9 protein-coding genes are annotated in these 10,524 nt (G+C 70.7%); 5 read left to right on the top strand and 4 right to left on the bottom strand.

All coding sequences use genetic code 11. The features are described from left to right. The 3 genes from AOK24_RS45725 to AOK24_RS12700 all read left to right on the top strand — a co-directional run. A partial coding sequence (locus AOK24_RS45725) for a zinc ribbon domain-containing protein (protein ID WP_079056787.1) occupies positions 1–690 on the top strand: 690 nt, incomplete at its 5' end. 465 nt (positions 691–1,155) lie between these two features. After that, positions 1,156–1,524: a type II toxin-antitoxin system RelE/ParE family toxin gene (locus tag AOK24_RS12705; protein ID WP_055720171.1), complete on the top strand. Its 369-nt coding sequence runs from the start codon at positions 1,156–1,158 to the stop codon at positions 1,522–1,524. A 2-nt stretch (positions 1,525–1,526) separates the two neighbouring features. Further along, on the top strand, positions 1,527–1,871 hold the full coding sequence (locus AOK24_RS12700) for a transcriptional regulator (RefSeq protein WP_055720170.1): 345 nt from the start codon (positions 1,527–1,529) through the stop codon (positions 1,869–1,871). Between the two features lie 17 nt (positions 1,872–1,888). Here AOK24_RS12700 and AOK24_RS12695 read toward each other — a convergent pair whose 3' ends face one another. Then, positions 1,889–2,446, bottom strand: coding sequence for a TetR/AcrR family transcriptional regulator (locus AOK24_RS12695; protein WP_055720169.1), 558 nt, complete (start codon positions 2,444–2,446; stop codon positions 1,889–1,891). Positions 2,447–2,587: 141 nt separating this feature from the next. On the opposite strand from AOK24_RS12695, the gene AOK24_RS12690 reads away from it, so the two are divergent. After that, a complete protein-coding gene (locus tag AOK24_RS12690) occupies positions 2,588–3,616 on the top strand; it encodes an MFS transporter (protein WP_055720168.1) in 1,029 nt (342 codons plus the stop codon). Positions 3,617–3,679: 63 nt separating this feature from the next. Here AOK24_RS12690 and AOK24_RS12685 read toward each other — a convergent pair whose 3' ends face one another. From AOK24_RS12685 to mce, 3 genes are all read right to left on the bottom strand, one after another. Further along, on the bottom strand, positions 3,680–4,618 hold the full coding sequence (locus AOK24_RS12685) for a coiled-coil domain-containing protein (protein ID WP_055720167.1): 939 nt from the start codon (positions 4,616–4,618) through the stop codon (positions 3,680–3,682). A 214-nt stretch (positions 4,619–4,832) separates the two neighbouring features. After that, positions 4,833–8,681, bottom strand: coding sequence for a polarized growth protein Scy (gene scy / locus AOK24_RS12680; protein WP_055720166.1), 3,849 nt, complete (start codon positions 8,679–8,681; stop codon positions 4,833–4,835). 212 nt (positions 8,682–8,893) lie between these two features. After that, positions 8,894–9,334 carry a methylmalonyl-CoA epimerase gene (gene mce, locus AOK24_RS12675; protein WP_055720165.1) on the bottom strand — a complete coding sequence of 147 codons (441 nt, stop codon included), beginning with the start codon at positions 9,332–9,334 and terminating at the stop codon, positions 8,894–8,896. A gap of 153 nt (positions 9,335–9,487) precedes the next feature. Here mce and AOK24_RS12670 point away from each other — a divergent pair. Further along, positions 9,488–10,524: acetyl-CoA C-acetyltransferase (locus tag AOK24_RS12670; RefSeq protein WP_079056788.1), on the top strand; the 1,037-nt coding region annotated here is incomplete at its 3' end.

Here is a 10,524-nt window from a genome sequence, read left to right as displayed (position 1 = left end):
CCCTGCCCCGCCTGCGGCACCCCCAACCCTCCGGGCCGCCGCTTCTGCCGTCGCTGTGCGGCCCCGCTCGTCGCGACACCGACCGCCGCACCCCTCCCGTGGTGGCGCACGGTCTGGCCCTTCCGCCCCCGCCGGGTCCGCGCCAGCTCCGGCCGAGCCACCCGCTTCCTCGTCATCCTCCTCGCGCTCCTCGCCCTCTGCGCCGCAGTCTTCTTCTTCCTCCCCGCAGGCCGAGCCCTCTACGAAGACACCCGGGACAAACTCGGCAAGTCACAACCCATCACTCCGGTGGACATCAAGGCATCCACCCAAACCCCCAACCACCCCCCGACCAACACCTCGGACGGAATCCGCAACAACTTCTGGGGCGCCACTCCCGGAGCCACGATCACCTATACCTTCCGCTCCCCCTTCCGCCTCGTGGACACGATCATCACGAACGGCGCAGGCGCGACCCCGAAGGAATACAACACCCAGGCCCGAGCCCTGGAAATAACCCTGGTAGCAACAACCTCCTCGGGCGACAAGAAAACCAAAAAACTAACCCTCAACGACAAACCGGGCGAGCAACCCTTCCACACAGCCATCAGCGACGTAAAAACCATCACCCTCACCCTGAACTCCCCCACAGGCCTGACCCAGGGCCGCCAACTCGCCCTGGCAGAAGTGGAGTTCTTCAAGCGAGCCTGAGCCGAAGACGAGACCGTCCACTTCTCATCACCCACCCGGTCACCCATCGCTTCAGCGGTGCCAAGACCTGCGAGCATCGCCGTGGCTTCGGACGGGTGCCATTCCAGCACCGGGGCGATCGGCTCCACGTCCTTCGGTGGGGGTGAGTTGTGCCAGGCCCGTGAAGTCGTTTGTTTCGCCTGACCCCGGGAGCGGGTCGATCAGGAGGCGGTCCCCGGAGTATGTGAGGAGCCCCGCCCCGTCCTCACCGCCGGTACCCGCACTCCATTCGTCGACTCCATCGCCGACGCGTGGCACAGCGGGATCAGCCGCTTCGGGGGAACGCCGGCTTCTTTCACGGTTGCTGGTGCGTGGCCGCCGGATGCCTGAGGTGGTGAGTGGAGGTGTGGCCGGGAGTCTAGGATGCCGCTTGCCGTGATTCAAGGAAATCCTTAAACTCGCAGTGCTGGTATCAAGGGGGCTGTATTGAGCTGGGCGATCAAGGTCACCGATGAGTATGCGGACTGGTTCAGGCGGCTGATCAAGGAGGATCTTGGTTCCGCATCTCAGGTTGCCCAGGCCGTAGCCGCTCTGCGTGAAGCCGGTCCCACTCTGGGGCGCCCCCTCGTGGACAGGCTGAAGGGATCGGACCTGCATCACCTCAAGGAGCTGAGGCCGGGGTCGGGCGGTCGGTCCGAGATCCGGATCATCTTCGCCTTCGATCCGACGCGTTCGGCCCTGCTGCTCCTCGGGGGAGACAAGGCGGGAAACTGGGAGCGCTGGTACCGGGACAACGTTTCGCTGGCGGAACGGCTCTACCGCGACTACACCAGCGACACGGAGGGTGAGGAGTAGACATGGCCAAGAAAGTGCCGCAGGACTGGGAGAGCCTGGAGAAGGAGTTGCACTCGGCCGGGGTGGACCCGGCGGAGGTGGAAGCCGGGGCGCGTCGGCTGCTGGCGGAGGCGCGGGGGTATCAACTCGCCGAGGCGCGTAAGCAGTACGGTCTGGCTCAGAAGGACGTGGCTGCCCGCATGGGCGTGAGCATCGCTCGCGTGTCCCAGATCGAGCACGGCGAGGTCGCCACCCTCGACGTCATCGCCCGTTACGTGGAGGCGCTCGGCGGCAGGCTGGACCTGGTCGCCGATTTCGGGGACCACACCCTGCGGATGCCGGCGAGCGGGGACGCCGAGGCGGCGTAGGCGAACGGCGAACGCCGTTATCGCGCACCCACCAACGGCAGGAACACGTCGTCCACGATCGCCGCCAAGTCCCTCTCCGTCACCCCCTCCAGCCGCACCAGCATGTCGTACCGCAACAGATCCACCGGCAGGCTGACCACCCGCCAGGGAAGGTCGGCCGTGGGGATCTCCCCCCGCTCGAAGGCGCGGGCCAGGAGTGTCGCCAACACCGTCCGCATCGTCTCCGAGAAGTGCGGATCCATGTCCGCGACCTCGGCCAGCAGGCCCCGGAAGACGTCCTGCCCGATCTCCCGCTGGCGTTCGAGGGTGTAGCGCAGCAGCGCGAGGACGTCCCCCCGGAGGGTCCCCGTGTCGGGGATCTGGTCGACCAGGGAGCCCCGGCGATGGCGGAGGGCGGCGACGATGAGTTCCGCGCGGTTGCTCCAGCGGCGGTAGAGGACCTGTTTGCCGGTGCGGGCGCGCAGGGCGACGCCCTCCATCGTGAGGTGGGTGTAGCCGACGGACCGGAGTTCGTCCCAGGCCGCGTCGAGGAGGTCGGCCTCCAGGGCGGCGCCTCGGCGGCGGGTGGGTTCCATGCGGGCTCCTTGAGAGACCTTGCGTCTCTTATCGGGGTGAGCCTATCGTCGTCACAAGAGACGGTGCGTCTCTAAAACGCCGGGACTCCGGAGCCGCAGAAACAGCCGGAGTTCCGGAGCCGCACAGACAGGGGGAGCCGTATGCCCGAGGCCGCCACCGAGCCCCGTACGGAAGACCGCCTCGACCCGGCCCTGCTCAAGCTCGCCGCCGTCCTCGTCATCGGCGCGCTCGCCCCCCTCCTCGACAGCACGATCGTCGCCGTGGCCGTCCACACCCTCGCCCACGACCTCGACGTATCGACCTCCACCGTCCAGTGGGTCAGCACGGCCTACCTCCTCGCGCTCGCCGTCGTCGTCCCGGTGAGCGGCTGGGCCGTCGAGCGGATCGGCGCCAGGAAAGTCTGGCTCGGCGCGCTTGTGCTGTTCCTCGCCGGCTCCATGCTGTGCGGACTCGCCTGGAACATCGGCTCGTTGGTGGCGTTCAGGGTCGTCCAGGGCGTCGGCGGCGGGCTGTTGATGCCGGTGTTGCAGACCGTGATCCTGAGGGCGTCCCACGGCAGGAACGTGGGGCGGCTGATGGCTGTGGTCAGTCTCCCGGCGCTGATCGGGCCGATTCTGGGGCCCGTTGCGGGGGCGCTGATCGTCGACCACTTCAGCTGGCGGTGGATCTTCTACGTCAATCTGCCCGTCTGCGTGCTCGCGCTGGCCCTCGCCTGGCGTACGGTGCCTCGTCAAGAAGCGTCCCCCGCGCACGCGTTGGACGTCACCGGCCTGCTGCTGATCTCGCCCGCGCTGGCCGCGCTGGTCTACGGCTTCGCGCAGCAGAGGGCCGCCCTCCCCGTCGGCGCCGTCCTCCTCGCCGCCTTCACCCTGTACGCCCTGCGCCGCGGCCAACCCCTCGTGGATCTCCGGCTGTTGCGCAACCGTACGCTCGCGGTGTCGGCGACGCTGATGTTCCTGAACGGGCTGACCGCTGCTGCTGGTGCCGCAGGGCGTCGGGAGCCTCCTCGCACGGGTCACCGGCCCGCTCCCGGACCGCGTGGGCCCCGCACGCCAGCACGATCGTCCGCACAGTCCAGCAATTCGGCGGCTCATTCGGCACGGCGGGGATTCACGGTGTTCGCGTGCCTGGTGAGTCTGCTGTATCCAGGAGTAAAGAAAAACATTTAAAAGAAATGCCAAAGGGGCGGCAGGACCACGAGTCCCACCGCCCCTCAGCACACACCCGACGAACTACCGGGACTGCTGAGCCGGCACCCCACGGGAGATCGGCTCGTCGTCCGTCACCGGCGCACTCGCCGCCGCGACAGCCGCACCCGTCAGCGTCGCCAGCATCTCGCGGACGTTCGTCAGCTGAGCGTTGATCGAGTCGCGGCGGTTGGTGAGCGCCGCCAGCTCGCGCTCGGACTCCGAACGGATGCGGTCCGCCTTGGCGTTCGCGTCCGCGACGATGTCCTCGGACTGCCGCTGGGCCGTCTCGACGGTCTGCCGGGCCCGGCGCTCCGCGTCGGTGCGCAGCTTCTCGGCCTCCAGGCGCAGCTGCTCGGCGCGGTGCTCGATCTCGGCGAGGCGCTTCTCGGCCTTCTGCTGACGCGCCGCGAGGTCACGCTCGGACTGCTCACGCCGCTTGGCGAGGTTCGTCTCGAAGTCGGCGGCGGCCTGCGCGGCCTTCGCGCGGGTCTCCTCGAAGAGCGCGTCGGCCTCCTCACGCTTGGACTGCGCGTCCTTCTGCGCCTCGGAACGCAGCTGAGAGGCGTCGGACTTGGCCTTCTCGACGATCCGGACGCCCTCGTCCTCGGACTTGGCCTTGCGCTCCGCGGCGAACGACTCGGCGTCGTTGCGGACCTGCTGGGCCGCCGACTCGGCGAGCTCGCGGTGCTGCTCGGCCGCGCGGCGCGCCTCCTCGCGCAGGTCCTTCGCCTCTTCCTCGGCGAGGCGCAGGATCTTCTCGACGCGCGCGCCGAGACCGGCGTACGACGGCTCGGCGTCGGAGACCTGCGCCTGCGCGTTCTGCGTCTCGAGGTGGAGTTCCTCGATGCGCTTCTCGAGCGCGGTGATCCGGGCCAGAGCGCTGTCACGGTCGGAGACGAGCTTCGAGATGCGTTCGTCCACCTGAGCGCGGTCGTACCCACGCCGCACAAGCTCGAAGCCGTAGGGGGAAGTGTCGCTCATGGGGTTCCTGTCGAATGAGACCGGTGAGGTGATAGGTGGAATCCTAGGGGCCGAAGCGGTGTGTCATCGAGCGGATGCGTGTTTGATCTGGAGAATGACGCCCCTTTCGAGTGGCTGATCGGCCGAAGGCTTGCCAGAGTGCCGGTCGAAGTCCCCGTATTCCCGAAGACTTCAGAACAAAGCCCCCAGATTTCCTCGGAACCTGCACACTCCGCTACCCATCGGCCGACTTGCCACCCGAACGAGGGGACCCTACCGCCGCTCCCGCCTTGACGCCCCCGTCCTTCGCGGACGACGGTGCCTCGAAAGACTCCAACGCCTCAAGGACGTCCTGGACACGGGAGATCTCGGCCTGGATGTCCTCGCGCCGCCGGACCAGCACCTCCAGCTCGCGCTTGCCCTCCTCGACGCTGCGCATCGCCTCGCGGATCGCCTCGGCCTTCAACTCCTCGGCCTCGCGCACCAGCTGAGCCTTCTTCTGCTCGGCCTCCTTGAGCAGGCCCTCGGCCTTCTTGACGGCGGCGATCCGCACCTTGCCCGCCTCGGAGTTGGCCTCCGAGACCAGCTCCTTCGCCTTCGCCTGCGCCTTGTTCAGCTGCTCCTCGGCGGCCGTGATGAGCGCGTCGCACCGGTCGCCGGTCGCCTTCATCGTCTCGGCGGCCTCGCGCCGGGCACGGTCGTGCAACTCTTCGATCTCGGACGTGATGCGGTCGCGCAGCTCCTCCGCCCGCTCCCTTATCGCCGTCGCGTCCCGGCGCGCCCCGACGAGGAGTTCGTCCGCGTCCGTACGGGCCTGCTCCACCCGGGAGTTGCCCTCGACGGTCGCCTCGCCGATCAGCCGCTCGGCCTCGGCGCGCGCGGCCCCGACCATCGAGTCGGCCCGCTCCTCCGCGTCGGCGGTCGTCTTCAGCGCCTGCTCCTGCGCCTCGCTGAGGAGCTTGTCGACCTCGGCGGTCGTCTCCGTGATCAGCGTGTCGACCTGCTCGGCCGCCTCGGAACGCCGCTTGTTGGCCTCCCGGCGCACCTCGTCCAGCGTCCGGTCCGCCTCCTCGCGCGCCGAACTGACGAGCCGCTCCGCCTCCGCCTCCGCCTCGGCCCGCTGCCGCGCCGACTCCGCGCGCATCCGCTCGGCGTGCTGCTGGGCCGAGCCGACCGTCTCCGACGCCTCCGCGCGCATCCGCTCCGCGTCCGCGTGCGCCTCGCCGCGCACCCGGTCCACCTCGGCGGCCGTCTCCATCTGGAGCCGCTCCGCCTCCGCGAGGGTCTCCGACTGGAGCCGCTCGGCCTCGCTGCGCGCCTCGGTGATGAGGGTGTCGGCCTGCGTCGCCGCGTCCGACCGGATGCGGTTCGCGTCCTCCCGGGCCTCCGCCCGGGTCCGGGTCGCGTCCTGGTCGGCCTGCGCGATCGTGTCCGAGGCTTCCGTCCGCACCCGCTGGGCGTGCGCGGAGGTCTCCGTACGCAGCCGCTCGGCCTCCGCGATGGCGTCGCCGACCGTGCGCTCGGCGAGCGCCTGCGCGGCCTCCGACTCCTCGCGCGACTGCTGCCGTACCCGCGAGGCGTCCTCGGCGGCCCGCTCCCGCTCGGCGTACGCGTCGGCGCGGACCCGGTCCGCCTCCTCCTCGGCCTCCCGGCGGGTACGGTCCGCCGCGTGCTCGGCGGCCGACCGCAGGCCGGTGATCTCCTCCTGCGCCTGCTCGTGGAGCCCCGCGACCGAGTCGCGGACCTGCTGGGCGTGCTGCTCGGCGGCGGCGACCATCTCCGACGCCCGCCGGTCCGCCTCCTCGACCAGCCGGACGGCCTCGGCCTGCGCCTCCTCGACGCGCTTGCGCGCCGACGCGAGGAGCTCCTCGCTCTGCTCGCGGGCCCGCTCCCGCTCCTGGTCGGCCTCCGCACGCGCCGCGCCGAGCGTCTCCTCGGCCTCGCGCCGGCGCCGTACGGCCTCGTCCTGCGCGGCGGCGAGCGCGTCCGACGCCTCCTCGGCGAGCCGCTCGGCGGCGGCCTGCGCCTCCGCGCGCACCCGGTTCGCGGTGTCCTGCGCCTCCTGCTTGAGCCGCTCCGCCTCCGCAGCGGCCTCCGAGCGCAGCCGTACGGCGATGGACTCGCCCTCGGCGCGGGAGGCCGACGCGTCGGCGGCGGCCTCGGTCCGCAGCCGGTCCGCCTCGTCGGCGGCCTGCTGCTGGAGCGCCCGGATGCGCTCGGCGGACTCCGCGCGCAGCCGGTCGGTCTCCTCGGCGGTCTCGCGGCGGATCCGCGCCGCCTCCTCGCGGGCCTCCGTGAGGGCCTGCTCGGCGGAGGCGAGCCGGGTCTCCGCCTCGGCGTGCAGCCGGGTCAGCTCCTCGGCCGCCTCGGCCTGCCGGGCCGCTATGGCGCGCTCGGCCTCCTCGCGCGTCTCGCGCGCCGCGTCCTGGGCGTTCGCGGTGATCGTCTCCGCGAGCCCGACCGCCTCGTCGCGCTGGCGCTCGGCCTCCGCGCGGGTGCGCTCAAGCGTTTCCTCAGCCTGCCGGCGCAGCGACGTCGCCCGCTCGATGGCCTCGGTGCGGACCTTCTCGCTGTCCGCCGTCGCCTTCTGGCGCAGCTCGTCCGCGTCCGCCTTCGCCTTGGACAGCAGCTCCTCGGCGCTCTTGGCGGCCTCCTCGATCTGCTGGACGGCCTCCTTGCGGGCCTCCGCGCGGATCTTCTCGCCCTCGGCGACCGCCTCGGACCTGAGCTGCTCGGCCTCGCCGCGCAGCCGCCGCGCCTCCTCCTGGAGCTCGACGGTCTTGGCGCGGTACTCCTTCGTGTCGTCCTTCGCGGACCCCTTGAGCTGCTCGGCGATGTCGTGCGCCTCGGCGCGCAGCCGGTCCGCCTCCGCCTCGGCCTCGCTGCGGACCCGCTCGGCCTCCTCGGCTGCGGCCGTGATCGTCCCGCGCGCCTCTTCCTGCGCCTTGTTGAGGACGTCCTCGGCCGTCTTCGCGGCCTTCGACAGCTGGGTCGCCGACTCCTCGGCGGTGATCGTGCGGGCCTTCTCGGCGGCCTCGGCGACGAGCTTCTCCGCCTCGGCGCGGGCGTCCGCGACGACCTGCTCGGCCTCCGACTTCGTCGCCTCGGCCTCTTTGGTGGCCTCGCTGACCAGCCGCGCCACCTGCTCCTTCGCGGTGCGCGTGCGCTGCTCGTTCGCCGACTCGGCGCTGGAGAGGGCCTTCTCGGCGGCCGACTGCGCCTCGGAGAGCACCTTCTCCGCCTCGGCCTGCGCCTTGCGCAACGCCTCCTCGGCGTCCGCCATCCGCTGCTCGGCCGCCCGCGACAGCTCGCTCGCCTGCCGCCGCGCCGCGTCCGACTCCGACGCCGTCGACGTACGCAGCTGCTCCGCGTGGTCCGTGGCCTCCTGGGCCTGCGCGCCCGCCGCGTTCAGCAGGCGCTCCGCGTCCGCGCGGGCCCGCAGCAGGATCTGCTCGGCCTCGGTGCGCGCCGCCTCCGCGTCGCTGGTCAGGCGCTGGCGGGCCTCGTTCGTCAGGCGCTCCGCCTCGGCGCGGGCCGTCGCGAGGGCCTGCTCGGCCTCGGCGCGCGACTCGTCCATCAGCCGGCGGGCCTGCGCCTCCGAGCGGGCGCGGAGCTGCTCGGCCCACGCCACGTTCTCGTTCACGTGCGACTCGACGGTCTGGCGGCGCTCCGCCAGCTCCTGGTCGAGCTGCTGGCGCCGGGTGACCGCCTCCTGGTGCAGCTCCGCCTGGAGCCGGGCCGCCTGCTCCGCGTGCTCCTGGAGGATGCGCTGGGTCTGCGCCCGGGCCTGGCTCAGCTCGCGCTCGGCGTCCTGGCGCAACTGGTCGGCCTGCATCTGCGCGTTCCGCAGCAGCTGCTCGGCCTGGTAGTTGAGGTCGCCGCCGTCGAAGGCGGGCCGGGTCATGATGGTGCGCCGCGCCTCGTGCAGCTTGGCGCGCAGCACCTCGACCTGGTAGCCGAGGTCCTCGGCGTGCTGGATCGCCTTTTCCCGCTCGGTCTTCAGCCGTTTCATCTCGGCTTCGAACCGAGTGAGGTGGTCGACGTCAGCCGCCGGCTCTCGCTCCTGGCTCTCGTAGCCCCGCACTGCGCGGTCCCATCCGTCCCCTGGTCGCAAGCTTCTCCAACGAGCTCCCGTCCATCCGCCGGACGGGGCCCCCGGGGAATGGTGTCAGATCATCGGCGGACCACGGGCCGCGCCCGCCACCCGCACCCCCGAAACCCGGACCCCGGCATAGCGGTTGCACCGCCCTGCGGCGGGCAACCGCCCCCAACCCTACCGGCCCTTATGTACGTGGGTCAGTGCTCGTCGGACTCAACAGGCGCCGAAGTGACCAGTTCTGTGAGGACACCGTGGCAATCCTTGGGGTGCAGAAAGGTGATCCGTGACCCCATGGAACCGCGCCGCGGCTCTTCGTAGAGGACCCGTACGCCCTTGTCGCGGATGGCCTCCGCGTCGGTGTCGACGTCCGCCGTGCCGAAGGCGATGTGGTGGACGCCCTCGCCGTTCTTGTCGAGCCACTTGGCGACCGTGGAATCGGGGCGGACCGGCTCCAGGAGTTGCAGATACGAGGCTCCGCCGTCCGACGTATCGTTGATCTTGAGCATGGCCTCGCGCACGCCCTGCTCCTCGTTGACCTCGGTGTGGAAGACCTCGAAACCGTAGGTCGCGCGGTAGAACTCGACGGTCGCGTCGAGGTCGTGACAGGCGATCCCGATGTGGTCGATTCGCGTCAGCATGGGTTCAGTGGAGCGCTGAAAGGGTGGTTGTGCAACGTGCGGGCGATCACATCGACGGCCGGGTGACGCAGTGACCTACTCCTCAGTACTTTGTGAGTAAACCCTCGTTCACTTCCTCGGGCCCGTGCAGGGCCGGTAAGGGGATCGCAGCTCATGACCACATCGGTGATCGTCGCAGGTGCGCGCACTCCCATGGGACGCCTCCTCGGCTCCCTCAAGTCGTTCTCCGGGGCCGACCTCGGCGGCTTCGCGATCAAGGCCGCGCTCGACCGGGCCGGGATCTCCGGCGACCAGGTCCAGTACGTGATCATGGGCCAGGTCCTCCAGGCCGGCGCCGGGCAGATCCCGGCCCGCCAGGCCGCCGTCAAGGCCGGCATCCCGATGAACGTCCCGGCCCTCACGGTCAACAAGGTCTGCCTGTCGGGCCTCGACGCGATCGCCCTGGCCGACCAGCTCATCCGCGCCGGCGAGTTCGACGTCGTCGTCGCCGGCGGCCAGGAGTCCATGACCAACGCGCCCCACCTGCTGCCCAAGTCCCGCGAGGGGTACAAGTACGGCGCCATCGAGATGCTCGACGCGATGGCCCACGACGGGCTCACCGACGCCTTCGAGGGCATCGCGATGGGGGAGTCCACGGAGAAGCACAACACCCGGCTGGGGCTGAACCGGGAGGAGCAGGACTCCGTCGCCGCGCTCTCCCACCAGCGGGCCGCCGCCGCGCAGAAGAACGGGCTCTTCGAGGCCGAGATCACGCCCGTCGAGATCCCGCAGCGCAAGGGCGACCCGATCCTGTTCAGCCAGGACGAGGGCATCCGTGCCGAGACGACCGCCGAGTCCCTCGGCAAGCTGCGTCCGGCGTTCACGAAGGACGGCACGATCACCGCCGGGTCCGCCTCGCAGATCTCCGACGGTGCCGCCGCCGTCGTCGTCATGAGCAAGGCGAAGGCCGAGGAGCTGGGCCTCGACTGGATCGCCGAGATCGGGGCACACGGGAACGTCGCGGGCCCCGACAACTCGCTCCAGTCGCAGCCGTCCAACGCGATCCTGCACGCGCTCGGCAAGGAGGGGCTGACGGTGGACGCCCTCGACCTCATCGAGATCAACGAGGCGTTCGCCGCCGTCGCCGTGCAGTCCATGAAGGACCTCGGGGTGTCGCCGGAAAAGGTGAACGTCAACGGCGGCGCGATCGC

Origin of the sequence: Streptomyces niveiscabiei (genome assembly GCF_001419795.1) — a bacterium.
Classification (GTDB): Bacteria; Actinomycetota; Actinomycetes; order Streptomycetales; family Streptomycetaceae; genus Streptomyces; species Streptomyces niveiscabiei.
Note: the sequence above shows the minus strand (reverse complement) of the source record. Positions and strands in the feature narration are given on the sequence as shown.